Below are 19,786 nucleotides of genomic sequence, written 5' to 3'. Positions count from 1 at the left end.
TCTCCCATTGTCCTGCCAACAGTTTATTCAGCCCACGAGTTCAGGTAACGCTCTTGCTCTTCGGAAAGCTTGTCGATGTTGACATTCCATGTCTTCAGACGCAGGTCTGCCACGTAGCGGTCCATTTCGGCCGGTACGGAGTAGACGTCCGCTTTGAGGTTGCGGCCGTTTTCCGCAATCCAACGCAGGCCGAGTGCTTGCAGCGCGAACGTCATGTCCATCACTTCAGCCGGATGGCCGTCGCCCGCCGCGAGGTTGACGAGGCGGCCTTCTGCGAGCAGGAACACACGACGGTTGTCTGCGAACGTGTATTCTTGGATGTTGCGGCGGACTTCGCGTTGCTTCACAGCCAGTTCATTGAGGTCCGGCTTGGAAATTTCCACGTCGAAGTGGCCGGCGTTGCACAGAATCGCGCCGTCCTTCATGACTTCAAACGCTTCACGGGTGATGCAGTCCTTGTTCCCCGTTACGGTGACAAAGAAATCGCCGTGTTTCGCCGCTTCCACGATCGGCATCACTTCATGGCCGTCCATGATCGCTTCCACCGCTTTGATCGGGTCAATTTCCGTAACGATGACGCGTGCGCCAAGGCCCTTGGCACGCATCGCGCAACCCTTGCCGCACCAGCCGTAGCCGACGATGACAGCCGTTTTCCCTGCGACGACGAGGTTGGTGGTGCGCATGATGCCGTCCCATACGGATTGGCCGGTGCCGTAGCGGTTGTCGAACAGATATTTGCAGAACGCGTCGTTGACGGCAACCATCGGGAATTTCAGTGCGCCTTCGTTTGCGAGAGCTTTGAGGCGCAGGATGCCGGTGGTGGTTTCTTCGCAACCGCCTTGGATGGTCTTCAGCTGTTGGGCACGAGCCGGGTCGCTGTGCAAGGTGGACACGAGGTCGCCGCCGTCGTCGATGATGACGTCCGGATTGTAATCGAGAGCTTTGTTGATGTGCAGGTGGTACTCTTCGGTGGAAGCGCCGTACTTCGCGTAGGCGGTAATCCCGTTGTCGACGAGCGCCGCCACGACATCATCTTGCGTCGAGAGCACGTTCGATGCGCAGACGCACACATCCGCGCCGCCCGCTTTGACAACGAGTGCGAGGTAGGCGGTTTTCGCTTCGAGGTGGAGGCAGATGACGACTTTTTTCCCTTTGAAAGGAAGTTCGCGTTGAAACTCTTCCTTGAGCGTGTTCAAAAGCGGCATATGTTGTGCAACCCAGTCAATTTTCAGCTGGCCTTGCGGGGCAAGCTTCAGGTCCGTAATCATCGAATTTTCAATAGCAGTGGACACGGGATCACCTCTTGGTTTATTTTTCTATCTCATTTTACACGATTTGGCGGAGAAAGTCATAAAGCAGTTGGGGTTGCGCCAAGTCGCGCAGCAGGAGGTCCGGTTGGAGCGCTTCCAAGGACTCGTATGTACAGCCTCCCGTCGCCACGGCAACCACACGGGCTCCGATGGCCCGGGCGGCCGCGATGTCTCGATCCGTATCGCCGATGACGATGACATGCTCGGGAGCAAACGGCGTCCCATAGTGCGCGGAGGCGTTTTCGACGCCCTGTTGGAGCATGACGGCACGATCGACAGCCTCCACGCAAAACCCGCCGACGGGGAAGAACCGATTGAGATCGTGGACGTCGAGTTTGATCCGAGCTCCCTGTTCGAGATTTCCTGTACCCAACGCGTTGTACCAAGTCGGTTCCCTTTCGGTGCGCTCCAAAATCGAGACGACGCCTTGGAGCAAGATGTTGTCCTCGGTGTCAGCTTCCCGTTCGAGTTCGGAGTAGTAGAGCTTGAAGAAGTCGGGCAGTTTGGCTGGCCCTGCGACTTCCAGACCGTGCTTGGAAAAAGCGGCTTCGAGAAAGTGCAGGTCGAGTCCGCCTGCCATGCCGATGCCGCGAAATGCGTCCTCCACGCCATAGATCTGCTGAAACGCCTGCTCCATCGCCCGCTTGCCACAGCCCCGGCAGTGGATCAGCGTACCGTCAATGTCCCAGAGTAAAAGGAGTTTCATGCTCCGGCACCTCCCCTTGTCTTGTACTCGATTCGCGTGTCAACTTCCTCATCAAGCGGTCTCTTCTGTGAGTCAACTCTTGCAGTTCATGCTCGACCGTCAGCGAGCGCAAGACGAGCTTGCGGTTCTGCACCAGTTCGAGGGTCTCTTCCGTCAGCGTGAGGGCTTGTTGGTAATCGCGGACTTTGTGTTCGTAATACTTCGCAAGTTCCACACGGGGCGCCGTCTGCCAGAGAGCGGGGCCCGTGAGCAGTTCATGCCAGAGCAGAGCGGCTTTGTCATGGCGTTGGAGACGTTTGTGGTGCAGCGAGAGTTTCCAGAGCGCTTCGCGCACGTAGTCGTCGCTCTCCTCCATCTCCGTCACCCGCACTAGACAGGCTTCGGATATCTCTCCTTGCGACCACTCCTCATACCAGCGCGACAACCCGAACAACTCCTCCGGATGCGTGGCGGCGTGCAGAGGTTCTTCAATCATCAACCCCATGTGATACGACAACGTCACCAACGTCAAGATATCGTGGACGTTATGGGTAAAAATCCCCGTCATCCGCCGTGCATCCAAGTCGGTCTGATAGGCAAAGTACAACTCCGGCGCCATCGCGCCCGGCGTATCATCCACGCGCGCAAACCCCAGCACTTCCTGTTCCAAGGTGATCAGCCGGCAGTTGGCGAGCACTTTTTTCCATAAGCGTCTCGCCGGGGGCAAGAGGTCGAGATGCGTCGTCGGGAGCAACTCCATGCGAGCCAGCGTGCAGCGGGTCTCCAGCAGTTTCCAGTCGAAGCCCTTCCCGTTGAACGAGACCATCGCCTGAAACCTGCCGAGCAAAACGCCTAGCGACCACAGCAACGCCCGCTCCTCCGCATACTCCCGCAAAAAATACTGCCGCACCACAAACTCGTCTTCCTCATAAAACCCTAACCCAAACAAAAAAATAAAATTCCCCGCGCCCGACCCCAACCCTGTCGTCTCCGTGTCAAAAAAGCAGACGTCCTCCCACGTAAGGACATCTGCGCTCTTGACCTTGCAGACTTTCTGGAGCACCGACAGAGGCAACTGCCTCGTGCGGGCGAGCGGATAATGTCCGTGCAACGTCAGCACATCGAACCGCACATCGCGGTAGTAACACGGGCCAAACGGCGTCTGCTCCACGACGCCCGGGATCGCGACTTCAAGCGCGGACTCCGGCAATCCGGCAACCTCTGCCTCCACTTCCGTCAAAAAAGTCTCGATCAACTCCGCATCGAGACCTCGCTCGCCGTGCTCTCCGTCTAGTTGTGCATCTGTCGCCACCGCCCCCGGGGCGATGTCTTTCTTGTACGATTTGAGTCGATCCCGCAGACTGCGCATGGGCGGCGGCCTCCTTGCTCTCCGTCATCAGAATTTGATACGAACATGTATTCGCGGTTACTTCCCCGATTCCTGCACGTCGAGAGTCAGGTAATCCAACCCATATTCGCGAAACGTCCCCGGCTCGATGGTGTCCGCCTCGGGCAACCGATGCAGTTGCGCCGTCCACTCCTGTCGCAAGCGTGCCACATCCAGCCCTTCGTAGACATCCGGCAATGCTTCCAACACCCCGAAGCCATACCCGTACAACTTCCGAAAGCCGCGCATATAGCCCTGATTCAGCTTGAACTGCGCAGTCGCCACCTGCACCATCGCTTTGTAAAACGACTTCAGCGGCTCCTGCGACTCCGCTTTCCACGCCAATTCGAACAGCTCGTGACACTCATAAAAGTCGCGCTCCCCGTTAAACAGCCGGACAAACTCCCTCACTTGCTCTCTCACCACTCTGTACCTCCCTATAGAACGGCTTCTTCACGTCCATACTAACTCTGGAGGTGAAGCTGTGCCACTTCAAATCGTGCACGACTTTCTGCAAGAGACCGAGAACGGGGCGATCCTCACCGTCTACCTCGCCCGCCATCTCGACGTGGAATTCGCCGAAGACTTGGGCCGTTTCGAAGACCCGTTCGACGACCGCAACATCTATGCCTACATCCAACGCCATTACCCGCAAGTCCCGTTCAACCAAATCCGTGTCGTCACCGGCGACCACAAAGTCACGATGCTCTCCTACATGAGCATCCTCGCCCACAAGCGAAGCGCGGGCTGGCAGTAGAAATTTCTACGCCCGCCCTTGCTTCGCTTTTTCTATGATTCCTTCAATGAATGCCGTCTTGCCCTCCGTATACGCGCCCCGATCTTGCCCGAACCGCATCGCGAGGTGTTGCTTCAACTCTTCATACTCCGTCCTCGTCTCCGGCTGCTCGCGAAGAAGATCACGGAACAGCACATGTCGTTCCCAATCCCAACTGTCTGCCGGCACGATGTGCAGATGATGGGTTCGCGGCATGCCTTTGACGAAAAAGTGCCGGCGTGTCGGGTCGTCGGCCGTTGGATGATGTCGATAGCCCATTCGTTGCAGACGCTCCTCGAACACAATGGCCGGCACCATCTCCCGCAATCCGATCTGGATGTCGAGGATCGGCTTGGCCCCAAGCCCCGGAACGGCCGTGCTCCCGATGTGTTCAATCGCGGCGATGTCCTCCCCCAGCGCGTTCACCAACGCATCGCGCTCCAATTCGTACAGCGCCGCCCACGCCGGGTCGTACTCCACAATCTCGACTTTCTCCCGCAAATCCTTGCGCATCCGATAGACTTTGTGTTCGCGCAACTCTTCCTCGTACAGCACTTCAAATCCCATTTTTTCATAAAATCGAATGGCCCGCGCGTTCGTCTGCGCCACCCGCAGCTCCAATTTCTGCACCTGAAACGGCCGGAAAAACTGCTCCACATACTCGTGCAGTCGCTTTCCATATCCACGCCCCCGATACTCGGGACGCAAGTAGTACAGATTCACGTAGCCCATCTGCCCGCCCTCTCGAAGCGTCAACTCCAGCTGCCCGACACACTCGCGGCCTTCAAACGCCAGCACTTGTCCGAGCGGAAACTGTTCGCGACGCATCGCAAGCCACGACAGATAATCTTCATCTCGCCCATAACTCTCGTCCGTTCCAAAACTCGCGACGAACGAATCCCGTCGATTCGGGACGATCAACGCACGATCCCGCTCCGGATCAATCGCGCAAAACGTCAACATACTACGACTCCCCCGCTTCTGTTTAGTTAACAAAATCGTAACACAAAAGGTGAATGGATGTGTAATGGCGAATGGTGAAAATACCTAATCTTTTGAAGGAAGTGACCTTACCATGATTCGTACCCTCGTACCAGCAGACGCCGAAGCCTATTGGGAGTTGCGATTGCGTGGACTCCAAGAACATCCGGAAGCTTTTTCCGACTCCTACGACGAAGCGCTCGACCGCCCCAATCCGATTGAAACGTACGCCGAGCGCTTCTCGAATCCGTCCGTCTCGTTCACCCTCGGGGCGTTTGACGACAACAACAACCTCCTCGGCGTCGTGACGATCGTCCGCGAGACGCGTCGCAAGATCCGCCACAAAGCAAGTCTCATGGCGATGTACGTCGCCACCGAGAGCCGTGGTCAAGGCTTGGCACAAGCTCTGATCAAATCGGCGGTGGAGCAAACCAAGGAGCAACTCGACGGCGTTGAACAGATCAACCTCGCCGTCACCCAAAAAAACACGCCCGCTCTCAACCTCTACACCAAGCTAGGATTCCAAACGTACGGCACCGAAAAACGCGCCCTGCGCATTTGCGACCTGTACTTCGACGATATCTTGATGGCCTTGCCGCTGACGTAATACGAAAAGAAGCATCCGCTCCCAAGCGAATGCTTCTTTTTTTATATCCGGTCCGGCCATCAAGAAGCCAGAACCGACAACGCTTCCCCGCGATAGACGAACGCTTTGCCGTTGATCCAGAGCAGATTCAATCCCGATGACTTCAGCAGACTTCTCAAGTGACGGTAGCTCATATGGTGCTCGCGGGCGAGGTCGACGATACGGACGACGGAATCGGTCGAGACGTTTTTGAGACGAGCGTAGAACGTTTTCAGCACTTGTTCGTGAGTCATGGTTGAATCCCTCCAAATTTTTGGTCTTTGGTATAGAGTATGACCACTCCTAGCAAAAGTATTCCTCCGCTTTGCTAGTTTGCGAGAATTTTTTTCTCACAATTTGGACGATGACCGAATACACATATAGGAGGGCTTTCTGCCCATCGGAGGAGGGGTGATCTTCGTGCGCATTTCCTGGGTGTACAGTTTGTATTTGGGGCTCTATACGCTGCTGTGGCTTGCCTTGACCGTGATCGGTTATCGCACGTTCCTGTTCGACGGGGGACGCGGCGGAACGCTGGAAGCGGGACCGTATTTTTTCCTGACCGGCTTGTTGTGGGTCGTCTGTTGCATGGTTCGCTCGGTGCGAATGCGAGCGGGGAAGAACCTCTACGATCCCGTCAGCGGAAGTCTCGCCCTGTCCGGCTTGCTCCTGATCTTATACGCCAATCTGGCATGAGGATAGCAAAAAAAAGAGCCCCGCTAGTGGGAGCTCTTTTTTTCTGTACGCAACGGAATGTGGGACAAGCGCAACGAGAGCATCAGCGACAAAGCCAGCAGGCACGCAATCGCCGCGACCACGCCGCCCCAGCCAAACGAAATCCAAAACAGCCCGCCGATCGTCCCTCCGATGCTCGACCCCGCGTAATAGAAGAACAAGTAGAGCGACGAAGCCTGCGCTTTGTCATGCGTCGCCCTTCTCCCTACCCACGAAGAGGCGATGGAGTGCCCGCCGAAGAAGCCGAACGTGAACACCGCGATCCCCGCGATCTTGAGCGGCAGGTACGTCGAAAGCGTCACCGCCGCCCCGACCAGCATGATGAGCAGCGCAATCCACAACACCTTGCGCCGTCCGTAGCGGTCGGCCAACCGCCCCATCCACGTCGAGGAAAACGTCCCCACGATGTACACGATAAAAATCCAACCGACCAGCGTCTGGCTCAACGAGAACGGCGGCTGGATCAACTGGTACGAGATGTAGTTGTACAGCATGACGAAACTCCCCATGAGCAGAAATCCGATGCCGTACAAGCACAGCAAGCCCGGGTCTTTCAGATGGCTGCCCATCGAGCGAAGCAGGAGCCCGATCTTGAGCGGTTGCGGCCGAAAGTTGCGCGACGGCGGCAAGATCAGCCAGAACAGCACCGACGCGATGACACTCAGCAATCCGATCCCCGCCAGTGCCACCCGCCAGTTGAAAAAGTCGGTCAGCATCCCGACGATGATCCGACCGCCCATCCCGCCGATTGAGTTTCCGCTGATGTACAAGCCCATCGCCACGCCGAGGCTTTTCGGGTCCATCTCTTCGCCCAGATACGCCATCGCAATCGCGGGCAGTCCCGCCAGCACGATGCCAAGCAGAATCCGCGCCCCGAGCAAGACGTGAAAGTTTGGAGCGAACGCCGTCAGCACAGCGAAAACCGAAGCGGCGAACAGCGAGCACATCATCACCGGCTTGCGGCCCCACGCTTCGGACAGCGAGCCGATCAGCAACATCGAGATCGCCAGCGCGATGGTCGTGACGGACAGCGACAGACTTGCGACTGTGGGCGTGATGCCAAATTCGCGGGAGAACTCCGGCATGAGCGGCTGCGTGCTGTAGAGGATGGCAAACGTGTTCAAGCCACCGGCAAACATGCCGAGCGTGGCTTTTTTAAAAGCGGGCGTACCCTGTTCGATATACGTCATGACGGAATCACCTCTCCAAAGTAACATCGTATAGCCTCCACCGATAATCAGTGGAGGCTTTTTTACCTTGCTATTCTTGCACAGCTTCCAAAAAGCGGCGCGTCACGGCTTTGCCGTTCTCGCCGACGATTTCGACAGGCCCGACGCACGACGGGCAGCCGCTTTCGCAGGAGCAGTCGTTGAGCATCGCCAACGCGGACTGGAACAGGAGCCCGCGCACGCCGTAGAGCTTGTCAGCCAAGCCGATGCCGCCCGGATAGGAGTCGTAGAGGAACACCGTCGGGGCCTGCGTGTGGACGGCGCGAACTTGCGGTTGGACGTGCAGGTCGCCCGGTGCGCACATGAGGTAGATCGGGGCGACGCCTTTTACTAGATTCGCGGTGCCGACGAGCCCGCTCTCGATGTCTTCCTTGCTCATGTCCTTGGTGAAGGATTCGTCATAGGAGATCCAGTAGGACATCGTGTGCAGTTCCGCTTCGGGCAGGTGAATTTTGCCCCAGCCGAGGTTCTCGTGGGTGTCGAATTTGATTTTTTTGTAGATGGTCGGCAGTGCGTTCACCGCCACTTCGCCGAAGCCGTGTTGCACCGATCCGCCGTCCGCATGCTTGAATTCGTCGAGGACGGTCAGTTGCACCGCAAGCTCCGCATCTGTGTAGTAGTCGCTGTCTACTTTGCGTACGAACGCTTTGCCGTATTCGAGATCGAGTTTCTCGACTTGGAATTGGATGCCTTCGTGGATGTAGATCGCTTTTTCATGCAGGGTGGTCAGCGCGGAGAACCGATCCGTCTCGCCGATGACGCGGTTTTGCTCCGTCATGTCGATGATCAGAACGTTTTCTTGGGCGGCGGAACGAAGCGAGATGTTGTGGCTGGGGAGCGAGTCGTTCATCCAGTAGTACCGCTCGTCCGACGCTTTGTTCAGCACGCGCTCTTCGACGAGAAAGTCCAAGACTTCCTCGGTCGTCGCCACGCCGAACTCCTCCCCCTGTTCAAACGGCAACTCATAGGCGGCACACTTGATATGGTCCACGAGGATGATCAAATTCTCCGGATGGACCCATGCGTGTTCCGGCGAGCCTTCGAAGAAATACTCGGGATGTTGAATAATATACTGATCGAGAGGGGCAGACGAAGCGACGAGTACGGTCACCGCTTTTTCGTGTCGACGTCCGGCACGTCCGGCCTGTTGCCAGACGGAGGCAATCGTACCGGGGTAGCCCGTGATGACGCACGCTTCGAGCGATCCGATGTCGATGCCGAGTTCCAGCGCGTTGGTCGAAACGACGCCGCGAACGTCGCCGCCCCGAAGCCCCCGTTCAATTTCGCGGCGTTCGTTGGGCAAGTAGCCCCCGCGATACCCTCGAACAGACTTTTGCGGCACGACGCCGGCGGTGCTTTCCTTCAAATAAGTCAGCATCACTTCCACCTGCGTACGCGCTTTGGTGAAGACGATGGTTTGAATGTCGTTGGTCAGCAAACTCGTCGCGATGCGGCGCGCTTCCAACAGCGAACTGCGGCGGATGCCGAGCTGCTGGTTGACGACGGGCGGGTTGTAAAAAATGAAGTGCTTCTCCCCGCGCGGCGCCCCCGATTGATCGATCAGTTCAAATTCCTCGCCGAACAGCTCCACCGCAAGTTCCCGCGGATTGGCGATCGTCGCCGAACAGCAGATGAATTGCGGGTTGGAGCCGTAAAAATTGCAAACGCGCTTCAAACGTCGAATGACGTTGGCGACATGAGAGCCGAACACGCCGCGGTACATATGAATTTCGTCAATGACGACATACTGTAAGTTCTCAAACAGCTTCACCCACTTCGTATGGTGCGGCAGAATCCCGGAGTGCAACATGTCGGGGTTGGTCACGACGATATGCCCCGCTTGACGAATCGCTTGGCGGGCGGTGACCGGCGTGTCGCCGTCGTAGGTGAACGTCTTGATGTCTTGCTCCAGATGTTCCACCATGTCGTGCAGTTCTTTCATCTGATCCTGAGAGAGTGCTTTGGTCGGGAACAGATAGAGAGCACGGGCGGACGGGTCGTGGAGCAGGCGGTTGAGCACGGGCAAGTTGTAGCAGAGCGTCTTGCCGGACGCGGTCGGAGTGACGACGACGGCGTTTTTGCCCCGCTGGACGGTGTCGAATGCCTGTGCTTGGTGCGAGTAGAGTTGGCGGATGCCTTTTTTCTTCAACGAGTCTTGGAGGCGTTCGTCCATGACGAACGGGAAGTCTGCGTAGACGGCCTCTTGCGACGGGTACACGCGCCAGTGCGTGACATTGCGCATGAACGACTCGGTGCGCTTCCACTCGTCGAGCAACAGATCGAGGTTCATGAGTGTTTTCATCTCCCTTGACCGATACCCTTCGCGTTAAATGGGATGAAATCCTCTTGGAAATATGCAACTTTAATCATGAGTAGAAATGGAGTATAGTAGAGGAATAGTAAAGACTGTAAACCTAGCCATTTAGTAGACTATGAAACATAAGGGACTGGCCTATGAAACGCAAACTATCAATGATTTTGAAGCTGCTTCTTCCGGCCTTGCTCTTGCTCTGTACGACGATTGTTTTGGTTCTGGTCGCGCTCCATGCCATGTATGACGAAAAACGGGAGAAGTTATCAGCCCTCTCTGCCACGTTGCAACACCGGATGGAGACCGATCCGAGTATTTCCTTTGCTTCTGCCATTGGCAATGACGAATTGTTGTACCAACGCTTCCAACGGTTGCTGGATGAGACATTTCCAAAATCCAATGACTTGAGCGGCTCTCTGTTCGTCGTCGGGACGAACAAAATCGTAGCGTACGCGCCCATCGAACGAAACCCGCGCACGTTGCCCTACACCGTAGAGACCGCCCTGCCGCGAGAGTTTTATAAGTTGGTGGACACTCACCAGCCGCAATATTATTTCACCACTTCAAAAATTCAAGATGTTCGCGTGTACAACTACGCAGTCCCGCTCTTCAAAGGGGACAACGTCTATGCCGTCCTGAACGTCAACCAATCCACGGAAAATATCGACGCCCAAACGACGGTGATCTGGGTGTCCGGGCTTGCGGTCTGCTTGATTTCCTTGACCGCGTGGTTGGGACTTGGCATTCGAAACTCCCGTCGAGAACGACATTTGCAACGCGAACAGGACAACTTGATCAACTGGTTAAAAACGTACGACGGCGACTCGCTGTCTGTAGAAACACTCGACTCGCAATTCGACCTGCTCAAAGACCTCCCGCAAGCGTTCCAAAACGCCGTCGACCTCATCCGCTTTTACCGTCACCAGCAACGTCAAGCACTTGATCAGATGCCGGTGGGGCTGGTCACGCTGGATGAAACCGGGCGGGTCGTGTATGTGAACCCGTACTTCTCCAGTCTGTTTGGATATGGCACGGAAGAGATGCGTTCCTGGACACCGGAGTTTGGACGTTCCAAGTACAGAATGTTGGACAGCTCGCAACCGTTGCGGGAGATGAGCACTGGTCGCCGTGTGGAGAACCGTATCGGCTTGATCACGAACTCCGCCGGTGAGGAAGTTCCGGTCTCCGTCACCCTCCGCGAACTCCCGAAAGTTCAGGACGAACCCACGGGCTGGTTGGTGATCTGCTACGACCTCTCCCAAGAATTCGCTCTCGACCGCCTGACCCAGCAGACGCAAGTGTTGCTGCAATCGGTGGCGTTGAACGTCTTGCTGTTGGATGCAAACTTGCAGATTGAGCACATGTCGCCGGCGCTGTGCAAACTGGTCGGCCGACGCGAGCTCGATTTGATCGGACAGCGCTTGCCCGATGTGACGCTCCTGCAGTTCGAAGAAGGCGATCACACGTTGATTCAGGCGGTGGAACACGTGCTGACACGAGGCTACCGCGAACACCTGCCTCAAAAGCTAGCGTCGGTGCTCGGACGCGAGTACGTGTTGGAATTCGATTTGTTCCCGATCTTGAACCCGTTGACCCAAGAAGCGGACGGGTGCATGATCTTTGTCAAAGACATCACCCTCTACCAAGAATGGGAACTCTTGTCCCGCCGTGTCGATGCGCACTCCAACTATGTGCAGATGGCGGCGACCATCGCCCACGAAGTTCGCAACCCGATGACGTCGGTGCGCGGGTTCTTGCAGTTGCTGGCGAAGGACTTGCAAGGCGGCGAACACCAGATGTACCTCGATGTCATGCAAGCGGAAATCGACCGCATGAACGCCATCTTGACCGAGTATCTCAGCATGGCACGCCCCGCGCAGTCGCTCGAATGGGAAGGAATTCATCTGGCGGAACTGGTGCGCGAAACGTTCCTCGTGTTGAAAGGCGAAGCGAACTATCGCGGCGTGGAATTGGGCTTGAAGTTGACGGAAGGTTTCCGGTTGGAAGGCAATCCGCGCGAGTTGAAGCAAGTCGTGATCAACCTCGTGCGCAATGCGTTCGATGCGATTGAACAGCCGGACGGCCGAATCGAGATTCGCCTGAACGAAGGAGTGCTGGAGATCGCCGACAACGGCTGCGGGATGAGCCCCGCGCAGATCGAGCGCATCTTCGAACCGTTCTTCACCACCAAAGCCACAGGCACTGGCCTCGGCCTGCCCGTCTGCCACAAGATCGTCGAGTCCCACAACGGCACGCTCGAAGTGACCTCCGAACCGGGAGTCGGCACGGTGTTCACGATTCGCTTTTAGAAAAAGAGACCTTGGCACGCGTGGGTGCCAAGGTCTTTTTTTGTGCTACTCTCGCAAGGCCGGTACGTTTGCGGGGGCGTCTTGGTGCTCCAGCAGTTTTTGACGGATGTCGTCCGACATCTTGACGGCTTTTTTGGTGGTGAAGTCGTAGCCGAGCAGGGCGGCTTTGCCTCGGGCGACCCATTCGCCTTGTTCGTTCGCAATCGCTTGCTCGACATCGAAGCTCGACGAGCCCAGGCGGGAGATCCAGGTGTAGACGGTCAGCTTCTCTGCGTACGTCGTCTCTTGCAAAAAATCGCATCGCGTGGACGCGACGATCAAGTTCCAGGCGTGAATGTCCAAACTCGGGTTGAAGACGCGGAACAACTCCGTTCGCGCTTCCTCAAAGTACGTATAGTAGGTCGCGTTGTTCACATGTCCCAACGCATCGCAGTCGTTGAACCGTACACTGATTTCATTTCGATACATGAAAAGTCAATCTCCTCTCGTGAATCCTCTGTCTATCATCGTGCCTCAAAAACTTGCACGCTGTCAAAGGTTTTTGGGAACGCTACACCTGTCCGCACTCTATCTTCTTTTTAGAAGGAGGCTCATTATGAAACGAAAACTTCCGTCTCTCCTCCTGACAGGCGTTCTGCTTTCATCCGTTTTGCCGATCTCCTCGGCAAACGCTCAGACTCCCGCACTCAATGACTTGGGAAGTTCCTACGCCCAGACCGAAATTCGGGCGTTGATCGACGCCGGGATCATCGCCGGGTACGAAGACAACACCTTCCGCCCCGCCGCCACCATGACGCGTCAAGAATTTGCGACCTTGCTCTCCAAAGCGCTCAACCTGACGCCAAACCCCACCGCCTCTGCGAAATTCACCGACGTTGAATCGTGGGCTCAGCCTTTTGTCGGAGCGCTCGTCACGGCGGGACTGACTTCAGGGACGAGTGCGACGACATTTGGCGCGAACGATCCGATCACCCGCGAGCAGTTGGCGGCGTTCTTCGTACGGGCGATGGGCAAGGGGGAACAAGCCAACTCCTACAACTTGACCTCGACCTTCGCCGACGAGAATGCCACTTCCGACTATGCCAAACCGCTCGTGGCGCTCACGCAACACATCGGGTTCATCAAAGGAAGCCAAGACGCCAAGGGAACTTGGACGTTCGACCCGCAAGGCAACGCGGAACGCCAAGCGGTCGCCCGTCTCGCCTATGAGTTCCACACGCACGGGAACACGTACACGACCAAAACGGACTCCATCGGGAGCATCATCGATCTGCTCGACCGTTCCGATGCGGCGATGGCGAAACTGTCTTCCTACCACACTGTTGAAAAACTGAGCGGTCCCGACTTCACCATGGACGCGACGATCGACTTCACCCGCGACCCGTTGACGGCGCACGAAGTCGGCACGATTACGGGCAAGGACAACTCCGGCACCCCGATCAATGAGCCGGTTGAATTCTACATCGCAGACGGCACCGAGTTCATGAAGAGCCCGGACGGTACATGGGGGAAAGCGGCGTTCTCCGGCACCCTTGAGGACTTGCTGCCCACGCAAGACAACAGAGCGAAAAACAGCCACTTCCTCGCCCCGTTCCTCACCGAGACCGAAACGGCCGATACCTACACGCTGTCCGGCACCGTCCCCGCTGCGGTCATTCGCAAACTGCTGGTCGATCCCGATACGGGACAACTCCCCGCCGGGCTTGGCACCGTGGGAGACGCCGTCTACTCCTTCAACATCGCCAAAGACACGCTCTACCAAAAATCTCTGCACAACGAAACCACGATTGGCACCGACAAATCGGTGTTCGACCTCACCCTGTCGAACTACAACGCCGTCCCTCCGGTCACAGTTCCCGACGACATCAAGACCACCGCACAAGACATGTCGCAATAACGACCCTAGCTCCCAGCAACGTGAAAAAAGACCCGCCTCGCAAGAGGTCGGGTCTTCTTTTTCCCAGAGGTTACTGGAAGTTTTGTTGGAGGAATTGTTGGGTCTGCTGCATCGTTTGCGAATAGCTTTGAATCTGCTTGTCCACGTCTTGGCGCAACGCTTTGGAGGACGCGTTGTACATGTTGTTCTGTTGCATCGCTTGGTAGAGTTGGCCTTGCAGGGACAGAGTGTCGTTCATCAGTTCGGTGAACATCTGTCGCACGACTTGGCAGTTCGACTCGAGCGCCGCCGTGCAGTACTCGCGCGTGGTGCGCTTCTGGTCGGCGAGGATCGTGTACAGCAGGTCTTGATCCGGAAGCAACGGTTTGTGGTGCGTCTGGATTCTGTTGAAATTCTGCGTCTGTTGCATCTGTTGTTGCATGTCGAGACCTCCTCTCCTACATCGGTTGGGTGGGTGCGAGTTGTTGGTGCTGTTGAAGCGTGTTCAGCAGGTAGTTGTAATGCATCTGATGGCGTTGTGCCATCTGCATCGCCAGTTGGGCGAGCTGCGGATTCTGCACAGACGAAGCCGCCGCCGCACATTGTTTGATCAACAGGTCTTCATTGGACATCGAGTCGGCGATGTACTCAAGCTCTTTGGCTGTCAACGGTTGCATAGGGAATTCGACCTCCTTCGTTATGAGGTAGTATCTTCCAAATGAAAAAAGACCATGCACGAGGCACGGTCATTTTTTCATGAATTTGAGCGACACCATCGCGGCAACGCCGACCAGGGACGCGATCCCGAACACGGTGTACGTGCCGAAGATCCCCACCGAATCGAGCAGCAACCCGCCGACCATCGTGCCGGCCATCGAACCGAGGCCGTTGCCGATCGCCGAGTAGATGCCAAGCGCCGTCACCCGAATCTCTTCGGGGGTGTTCTGACGCACAAACTCGGCCGCCGCCGGGATGTAGATGCCCGTGGAGAGCCCTTGCACGAACAAAAGCGACATCACCAACACCGGCCCCGGTTCAAACCCGTAGAACAGCCAGCGCAGCGACGCAATCGAGCCGGAGAGCACCAGCGCCCCGATCAGACCCGTGCGGGAGATCAGACGTCCGGCGAAACGCATCACGGGAGCTTCCGAGCCCGCCGCGATCAGAAACGACAGGCCGACGCCCGCCACATTGCCGCCGATGGCGGTGAAGAAAATCGAATAATAGCTGTTGTTCGCCTGAATCGTCCCAAAGATCAAGAACGTCCCGAACAAAAACACGAGAAACCGCGGCAGACGGATCAATTTGCCGAGACCCTTGAGCAATTCGAACTTCATCTCGGCCGGTTCCTTCGGCAACGCCCGCGTCAACAGCACGCAGGAGAACATCGCCGCCGCGTACACATAGAAGATCGCTTGAAGACCCGACAGATCGGCCAGTTTCCCCGCGACCCACGAAGCGACCGCAAACCCGATCGCCCCCCACAGTCGCAACGAGCCGTAGTCGCCGCCGTACTGTGCCACCGTTCGAAGTGAAATGCTGTCCAGAATCGGCACGCCCGAACTATGGAACGCAGCCATCCCGGCGAACAGCGCCAAAAACCACACATACCCGCCGACTTGCGGATAGAGCAGAGACAGCACCCCCGCCACCGCCAGCGTCGCGAACAACACCAGCCGCTGCGCTTGGTAGCGGTCGACGATCATCCCCCAAAGCGGTTGAAACAGCACGGTCATGACCGGCCCGATTCCGGTGATGATCCCGATCTGCCCGCCGCTCAAGCCATTCTCGCGCAAGAACAACGGCAGCATCGGATACAACGCGCCAAACCCGATGAAAAAGAAAAAGTAATACGCCCCGAGCACCCGCGTCTTGCCACGGGTCTTGGGCAAACTCGGTTGTATGATGTCCAGAATCTAACACCCTCTTCCTTGTGGTATACTAGGAGTTAAGTTTGGAAAGGAGTGCCCTCATGCCGCACGAACACGATCATTCCCACGATCTCTGCAACCACGATCACAGCCATGATCACATTCATACGCATGACGTTCCGAATACCAAGGACAAGTTCCTCGACCGGCTCAAAGAACAGGGGTTCAAACTGACCGGCAAACGCCGCAGCATCGTGGACATTCTGTTGGAGGAAGACCGCTACATCAGCGCCAAAGACCTGCTCGAACGCCTCAAGACGCAGTTTCCGCGCTTGAGTTTTGACACGGTCTATCGCAACCTCCACCTGCTCAAAGAAGAGCGCTTGATCGAGGAATCGGTGTTCGGAGACGGCGGGAGCAAATTCCGCATCGCATGCGACACGAACCACCATCATCATCATTTCATCTGCACCGTGTGCGGCAAAACCCAACTCGTCGAAGGCTGCCCGATGGACGCCCTCAAGTTGGAAGCACCGGCCGGGTTCCACATCGAAACACACCGCTTTGAAATCTTCGGACATTGCGCTGCCTGCTGTCAGTCCGATTGACGAACGCTCGCCTCTGCCACCCGATCCAACACCACGTCCACCAGACGGGGATGTTGACCCAGGGGCGGGGCGATTTTCATGTCTACACCCGGCGCGGCTTGTTGCGCCAAGGAAACCGCCTTGCGCATCAGAAAGCCCTCGGTCAGAAAAAAGGGCGCGACGAGGATCTCCTCTGCACCCGCTGCGAGGACGAGCGCCACCGCTTCCGCAATCCGCGGGCTTTGAAAATTCAAGAAGCCCACTTCCACCGGCCCCCCGCTTTTCTCTCGCAAAAAAGAGGCGAGCTGAGTCAGCGCCTCTTCTTGGTCCGGGATTTCGCTCCCATGTGCCAGCACCACGATGCCGCGCTTTGCCATCCACTCGTACCTCCCGAACTCCTGCTTCTGGGAATCACTTTACCCCTTTTTGCTCTGTGCGTCCACCCATCCGTTTCGAATGGCGAGGATCGCCGCTTGGGTGCGGTCTTCTACGCCGAGCTTGGCGAGGATATTGGAGACGTGCGTCTTGACCGTCTTGATTCCGATGAATAGAGTTTCACCGATGAGCTGGTTTGTCATCCCTTGCCCGATCAATCGCAGCACATCCATCTCCCGTTCCGTAAGCGATTCGGTTGCGGGAGCGGGGTTTTTCGGTTTTTGCAGGTTGGCGACGACTTTGGCGGCGACTTGCGGTTCGAGCACCGTTTCGCCTCGGAACACTTTGCGTATGGAGGTTGCCAGTTCGTCGCCGAGCACCGTTTTCAGCAGATAGCCGGATGCGCCCGCCTCCAAGGCCGGGAGCACTTTTTCATCCTCCAGAAACGAAGTCAGGACGAGCACTTTGGTCTGCGGGCAGACTCCCAACACGCGGCGGGTCGCCTCGACACCGTCGATGCCGCCCATGACGAGGTCCATCAACACGACGTCGGGTTGAAGTTCTTGCGCCCGCTCCACGCCTTCTTCTCCGGAACCGGCCTCTCCCACGATCTCAAGGTCCGGCTCCGTCATGAGGTAGGTGCGCACACCGAGGCGCACCATGTCATGATCATCCACCAATAACACTCGTATGTTGCTCATCTCGTTCTCCTCTCTCCTTGCCGTACAAACTGACCCAGACGCGAACTTCCGTGCCCTCGCCCGGTCGGGACCGCACTTCCAGTCGCCCGCCGACTTCTTCGGCACGCTCTTGGATCGATTGCAAGCCGTAGGAGCCTCCGCGCTGCTGTTTCGGATCGAATCCGTTGCCGTCATCGCTCACCGACAGGCAGACGCGCTCTCCCTCGCGCATCAATTTCACGCCAAGTTTCGTCGCCGACGCATGACGCACGACGTTGGAGACCGCTTCTTGGGCGATGCGAAACAGATGGGCTTCCATGCCGTCGCTCAACCGCACCACGCCGTTGAGTTCCATGTCGTAGCGAATCTGATGACGGGGACACACGTCTTGCAAAAAACGATCCAGCGCTTCCGCCAAGGATCGTCCCTCCAACTCCACCGGTCGCAGATGCAGAAGCAACGCCCGCATCTCCGCTTGGGATTTGGAAGCCATCTCTTCCAACTGAGTAATCAAAGGTCGAACACGATCCGGGTCGCGGTCGTAGAGCTTGGCGACGGCACCGGCGGTCATCCCGATGGCGAACAATTGTTGCGAAACCGAATCGTGCAGGTCGCGAGCCAGACGTTGGCGCTCTTCCATCGTCGCGAGTCCCGCCGCTTGCTGGGCGAGGCGTTCGTTTTTGTCCACGAGGCGACCGAGCGCCAGCACTTGGTCTTCGAGACGTTCCGCCATGCCGTTGAGCGCATCGGCAAGTTCGAGAATTTCGTTCTCGTCGCCGACGACTTCGATTCGATGTCCGAGACGGCCGTTCGCCCAGAGCAGCGTTGCTTCGAGAAGCGTGCTCATCTGTTCCTGCTGCGCACGGGACGTCGAATACCCTCCGGCGAGGCCGACGACGAGGATCGCGACCAAGCCGGAACCGAGCAAGATCGCCCCCAGAACCGCCCATTGCCCGACGGTCAACGAGTCATGAGCGAGCAGGGGCGTCGCGGACAACCAGTTGTACAGCGAGAAAGCGCCGCCCGCAAGCCCCACAAACACAACCAGCGCCGCAGCCGTTGTTCTCACAAACGCGAGCAACAACGACCAGCGGACGCTCTTGAAACGGCTATCCAACGCGCGAAACATGGATGTCTCCGAACTTTACGAGGATGTGCAAGCGGACTTTGCGTTCCGCTTCGTCATAGCCGGGGGTTTTGTACACAGACGTGCCGTTTGGCGCCTGTTGGTTCATCACGCGGTTGTTGCCAAGCTTCACACGGGATTCGACGAGCACTTCCAACCCGTCGGGGAGGAAAATGTTGACGTCGCCCGCCTTGCAATCGATGTCGAGCACCGTTTCGCCCTCCGGGATGAACGTCTCGCGCAAGTCGAGACGGATGGAGCCCGCGCGTTGCTGGATGCGCGTCGATTCCAACTTCCAGTTCGGGCCCCCCAGTTTCAACTCGCCCGCCGTCGTCTTGATGACGTTGTCCGTTTGAATCGGTTGGAGAGGCACTACCGCCTCATACACGCCCTCCACCGGTTGGTCGGCGTAGCGAATCGAAGTTTTCACCGGTTTCTTGCCGGAGCGGGAGAACAAAAGCAGGAATCCGAACACGATCAAAGCTCCCGGGATCAGCAAGTTCGACCAAGAAGCATTGCCGAGGTACCCCAAGTTGTCAAACAGCCAAAAGCCCCCGATGCACAGCATCACGATGTTCCAGAAGACACCCAAAATCGAGCGGCGAATCATCTCGCCGATCAAACCGACCACCGAGAAGTAGACCAAAATCGCGGGCCAATACGTCCGAAACACAGACCCGATCGTCTGGCCCTCCCACACGCCGAAATTCACCAAAGCCAGCACCAAGCCGACGATCAAAAACAATCCACCGAAGGTCTTCATGATCTCTACGCTTCCTTTCCTCACACTACCAATTTCTCTGTTATCCTCATTATACCTCCCCGCCAAGCTCCTCTGCCCCCCGCGTAAGACGGTACGCGCCTCCGTCTCAAGACGGAGATTCTCATAAAAAATCCCCGTCCACGACATGGACGAGGATCTCG

21 protein-coding genes and 1 pseudogene are annotated in these 19,786 nt (G+C 57.1%); 6 read left to right on the top strand and 16 right to left on the bottom strand.

The features are described 5' to 3' along the window. Nucleotides 1–23: 23 nt before the first annotated feature. From JJB07_RS22325 to JJB07_RS22310, 4 genes are read right to left on the bottom strand one after another with little or no spacing between them, the layout of a single operon-like run. Nucleotides 24–1,268, bottom strand: coding sequence for an adenosylhomocysteinase (locus JJB07_RS22325; protein ID WP_201638359.1), 1,245 nt, complete (start codon nucleotides 1,266–1,268; stop codon nucleotides 24–26). Between the two features lie 58 nt (nucleotides 1,269–1,326). Further along, complete coding sequence (locus JJB07_RS22320; RefSeq protein WP_201638326.1) at nucleotides 1,327–2,016, bottom strand: HAD family hydrolase; 690 nt, start codon at nucleotides 2,014–2,016, stop codon at nucleotides 1,327–1,329. After that, nucleotides 1,988–3,364: a ribonuclease H-like domain-containing protein gene (locus JJB07_RS22315; protein WP_201638325.1), complete on the bottom strand. Its 1,377-nt coding sequence runs from the start codon at nucleotides 3,362–3,364 to the stop codon at nucleotides 1,988–1,990. The genes JJB07_RS22320 and JJB07_RS22315 overlap by 29 nt, the downstream gene beginning before the upstream one ends. A gap of 57 nt (nucleotides 3,365–3,421) precedes the next feature. Continuing rightward, nucleotides 3,422–3,805 carry a DUF309 domain-containing protein gene (locus JJB07_RS22310; protein ID WP_201638324.1) on the bottom strand — a complete coding sequence of 128 codons (384 nt, stop codon included), beginning with the start codon at nucleotides 3,803–3,805 and terminating at the stop codon, nucleotides 3,422–3,424. 61 nt (nucleotides 3,806–3,866) lie between these two features. Here JJB07_RS22310 and JJB07_RS22305 point away from each other — a divergent pair, with 61 nt between their 5' ends. Further along, a complete protein-coding gene (locus JJB07_RS22305; protein ID WP_201638323.1) occupies nucleotides 3,867–4,139 on the top strand; it encodes a hypothetical protein in 273 nt (90 codons plus the stop codon). Between the two features lie 6 nt (nucleotides 4,140–4,145). Here JJB07_RS22305 and JJB07_RS22300 read toward each other — a convergent pair whose 3' ends face one another. Next, nucleotides 4,146–5,120 carry a bifunctional GNAT family N-acetyltransferase/GrpB family protein gene (locus tag JJB07_RS22300; RefSeq protein WP_201638322.1) on the bottom strand — a complete coding sequence of 325 codons (975 nt, stop codon included), beginning with the start codon at nucleotides 5,118–5,120 and terminating at the stop codon, nucleotides 4,146–4,148. A gap of 112 nt (nucleotides 5,121–5,232) precedes the next feature. On the opposite strand from JJB07_RS22300, the gene JJB07_RS22295 reads away from it, so the two are divergent. Further along, a complete protein-coding gene (locus JJB07_RS22295) occupies nucleotides 5,233–5,745 on the top strand; it encodes a GNAT family N-acetyltransferase (protein ID WP_201638321.1) in 513 nt (170 codons plus the stop codon). A gap of 59 nt (nucleotides 5,746–5,804) precedes the next feature. Here the strand turns inward: JJB07_RS22295 and JJB07_RS22290 are convergent, their stop codons facing one another. Further along, nucleotides 5,805–6,017, bottom strand: coding sequence for a hypothetical protein (locus JJB07_RS22290; protein ID WP_201638320.1), 213 nt, complete (start codon nucleotides 6,015–6,017; stop codon nucleotides 5,805–5,807). Nucleotides 6,018–6,183: 166 nt separating this feature from the next. Between JJB07_RS22290 and JJB07_RS22285 the strand changes: the two genes are divergently transcribed. Further along, nucleotides 6,184–6,459 (top strand): hypothetical protein, encoded by a 276-nt coding sequence (locus JJB07_RS22285; protein ID WP_201638319.1) that lies wholly within the window; start codon nucleotides 6,184–6,186, stop codon nucleotides 6,457–6,459. 23 nt (nucleotides 6,460–6,482) lie between these two features. Here the strand turns inward: JJB07_RS22285 and JJB07_RS22280 are convergent, their stop codons facing one another. Next, nucleotides 6,483–7,688 (bottom strand): MFS transporter, encoded by a 1,206-nt coding sequence (locus JJB07_RS22280; RefSeq protein ID WP_201638358.1) that lies wholly within the window; start codon nucleotides 7,686–7,688, stop codon nucleotides 6,483–6,485. Between the two features lie 70 nt (nucleotides 7,689–7,758). Next, nucleotides 7,759–10,029, bottom strand: a complete 2,271-nt coding sequence (locus JJB07_RS22275) for a DEAD/DEAH box helicase (protein WP_201638318.1) — start codon at nucleotides 10,027–10,029, stop codon at nucleotides 7,759–7,761. Between the two features lie 152 nt (nucleotides 10,030–10,181). On the opposite strand from JJB07_RS22275, the gene JJB07_RS22270 reads away from it, so the two are divergent. Beyond that, nucleotides 10,182–12,347, top strand: a complete 2,166-nt coding sequence (locus tag JJB07_RS22270) for an ATP-binding protein (RefSeq protein ID WP_201638317.1) — start codon at nucleotides 10,182–10,184, stop codon at nucleotides 12,345–12,347. Nucleotides 12,348–12,392: 45 nt separating this feature from the next. On the opposite strand, the gene JJB07_RS22265 is transcribed toward JJB07_RS22270, so the two are convergent. Then, nucleotides 12,393–12,815 (bottom strand): acyl-CoA thioesterase, encoded by a 423-nt coding sequence (locus tag JJB07_RS22265; protein ID WP_201638316.1) that lies wholly within the window; start codon nucleotides 12,813–12,815, stop codon nucleotides 12,393–12,395. Nucleotides 12,816–12,942: 127 nt separating this feature from the next. Here JJB07_RS22265 and JJB07_RS22260 point away from each other — a divergent pair, with 127 nt between their 5' ends. Beyond that, complete coding sequence (locus JJB07_RS22260; RefSeq protein ID WP_201638315.1) at nucleotides 12,943–14,244, top strand: DUF6612 family protein; 1,302 nt, start codon at nucleotides 12,943–12,945, stop codon at nucleotides 14,242–14,244. Between the two features lie 82 nt (nucleotides 14,245–14,326). Here JJB07_RS22260 and JJB07_RS22255 read toward each other — a convergent pair. The 3 genes and pseudogenes from JJB07_RS22255 to JJB07_RS22245 all read right to left on the bottom strand — a co-directional run. Then, a pseudogene (locus tag JJB07_RS22255) lies at nucleotides 14,327–14,653 on the bottom strand (spore coat protein); the annotation flags it as partial. A 28-nt stretch (nucleotides 14,654–14,681) separates the two neighbouring features. Beyond that, the gene (locus JJB07_RS22250) at nucleotides 14,682–14,900 is read right to left on the bottom strand and encodes a hypothetical protein (RefSeq protein ID WP_201638314.1); all 219 of its coding nucleotides are present in this window, start codon (nucleotides 14,898–14,900) and stop codon (nucleotides 14,682–14,684) included. Between the two features lie 69 nt (nucleotides 14,901–14,969). Beyond that, nucleotides 14,970–16,115: an MFS transporter gene (locus JJB07_RS22245; protein WP_201638313.1), complete on the bottom strand. Its 1,146-nt coding sequence runs from the start codon at nucleotides 16,113–16,115 to the stop codon at nucleotides 14,970–14,972. Nucleotides 16,116–16,195: 80 nt separating this feature from the next. Here JJB07_RS22245 and JJB07_RS22240 point away from each other — a divergent pair, with 80 nt between their 5' ends. After that, the gene (locus tag JJB07_RS22240) at nucleotides 16,196–16,702 is read left to right on the top strand and encodes a Fur family transcriptional regulator (RefSeq protein ID WP_201638312.1); all 507 of its coding nucleotides are present in this window, start codon (nucleotides 16,196–16,198) and stop codon (nucleotides 16,700–16,702) included. On the opposite strand, the gene JJB07_RS22235 is transcribed toward JJB07_RS22240, so the two are convergent. Genes JJB07_RS22235 through liaF form a run of 4 tightly spaced genes read right to left on the bottom strand, consistent with a single transcriptional unit; the run spans nucleotide 16,690 to nucleotide 19,625 of the window. Continuing rightward, complete coding sequence (locus JJB07_RS22235; RefSeq protein WP_201638311.1) at nucleotides 16,690–17,058, bottom strand: sirohydrochlorin chelatase; 369 nt, start codon at nucleotides 17,056–17,058, stop codon at nucleotides 16,690–16,692. The two genes, JJB07_RS22240 and JJB07_RS22235, sit on opposite strands and share 13 nt — an antisense overlap. Before the next feature lie 39 nt (nucleotides 17,059–17,097). Then, the gene (locus tag JJB07_RS22230; RefSeq protein ID WP_201638310.1) at nucleotides 17,098–17,757 is read right to left on the bottom strand and encodes a response regulator; all 660 of its coding nucleotides are present in this window, start codon (nucleotides 17,755–17,757) and stop codon (nucleotides 17,098–17,100) included. After that, the gene (locus JJB07_RS22225) at nucleotides 17,726–18,865 is read right to left on the bottom strand and encodes a sensor histidine kinase (RefSeq protein WP_201638309.1); all 1,140 of its coding nucleotides are present in this window, start codon (nucleotides 18,863–18,865) and stop codon (nucleotides 17,726–17,728) included. The genes JJB07_RS22230 and JJB07_RS22225 overlap by 32 nt, the downstream gene beginning before the upstream one ends. Continuing rightward, nucleotides 18,846–19,625: a cell wall-active antibiotics response protein LiaF gene (liaF, locus tag JJB07_RS22220; RefSeq protein WP_201638308.1), complete on the bottom strand. Its 780-nt coding sequence runs from the start codon at nucleotides 19,623–19,625 to the stop codon at nucleotides 18,846–18,848. The genes JJB07_RS22225 and liaF overlap by 20 nt, the downstream gene beginning before the upstream one ends. Between the last annotated feature and the right edge of the window lie 161 nt (nucleotides 19,626–19,786).

It is taken from the genome of Tumebacillus amylolyticus (assembly GCF_016722965.1).
Classification (GTDB): Bacteria; Bacillota; Bacilli; order Tumebacillales; family Tumebacillaceae; genus Tumebacillus; species Tumebacillus amylolyticus.
This window is presented reverse-complemented; position numbering and strand designations above follow the sequence as displayed.

Coding starts and splice junctions, on each gene's coding strand:
- JJB07_RS22325 (WP_201638359.1), bottom strand. CDS start 1,268: ATGATTACGGACCTGAAGCTTGCCCCGCAAGGCCAGCTGAAAATTGAC.
- JJB07_RS22320 (WP_201638326.1), bottom strand. CDS start 2,016: ATGAAACTCCTTTTACTCTGGGACATTGACGGTACGCTGATCCACTGC.
- JJB07_RS22315 (WP_201638325.1), bottom strand. CDS start 3,364: ATGCGCAGTCTGCGGGATCGACTCAAATCGTACAAGAAAGACATCGCC.
- JJB07_RS22300 (WP_201638322.1), bottom strand. CDS start 5,120: ATGTTGACGTTTTGCGCGATTGATCCGGAGCGGGATCGTGCGTTGATC.
- JJB07_RS22295 (WP_201638321.1), top strand. CDS start 5,233: ATGATTCGTACCCTCGTACCAGCAGACGCCGAAGCCTATTGGGAGTTG.
- JJB07_RS22290 (WP_201638320.1), bottom strand. CDS start 6,017: ATGACTCACGAACAAGTGCTGAAAACGTTCTACGCTCGTCTCAAAAAC.
- JJB07_RS22280 (WP_201638358.1), bottom strand. CDS start 7,688: ATGACGTATATCGAACAGGGTACGCCCGCTTTTAAAAAAGCCACGCTC.
- JJB07_RS22275 (WP_201638318.1), bottom strand. CDS start 10,029: ATGAAAACACTCATGAACCTCGATCTGTTGCTCGACGAGTGGAAGCGC.
- JJB07_RS22270 (WP_201638317.1), top strand. CDS start 10,182: ATGAAACGCAAACTATCAATGATTTTGAAGCTGCTTCTTCCGGCCTTG.
- JJB07_RS22265 (WP_201638316.1), bottom strand. CDS start 12,815: ATGTATCGAAATGAAATCAGTGTACGGTTCAACGACTGCGATGCGTTG.
- JJB07_RS22260 (WP_201638315.1), top strand. CDS start 12,943: ATGAAACGAAAACTTCCGTCTCTCCTCCTGACAGGCGTTCTGCTTTCA.
- JJB07_RS22250 (WP_201638314.1), bottom strand. CDS start 14,900: ATGCAACCGTTGACAGCCAAAGAGCTTGAGTACATCGCCGACTCGATG.
- JJB07_RS22240 (WP_201638312.1), top strand. CDS start 16,196: ATGCCGCACGAACACGATCATTCCCACGATCTCTGCAACCACGATCAC.
- JJB07_RS22235 (WP_201638311.1), bottom strand. CDS start 17,058: ATGGCAAAGCGCGGCATCGTGGTGCTGGCACATGGGAGCGAAATCCCG.
- JJB07_RS22230 (WP_201638310.1), bottom strand. CDS start 17,757: ATGAGCAACATACGAGTGTTATTGGTGGATGATCATGACATGGTGCGC.
- JJB07_RS22225 (WP_201638309.1), bottom strand. CDS start 18,865: ATGTTTCGCGCGTTGGATAGCCGTTTCAAGAGCGTCCGCTGGTCGTTG.
- liaF (WP_201638308.1), bottom strand. CDS start 19,625: ATGAAGACCTTCGGTGGATTGTTTTTGATCGTCGGCTTGGTGCTGGCT.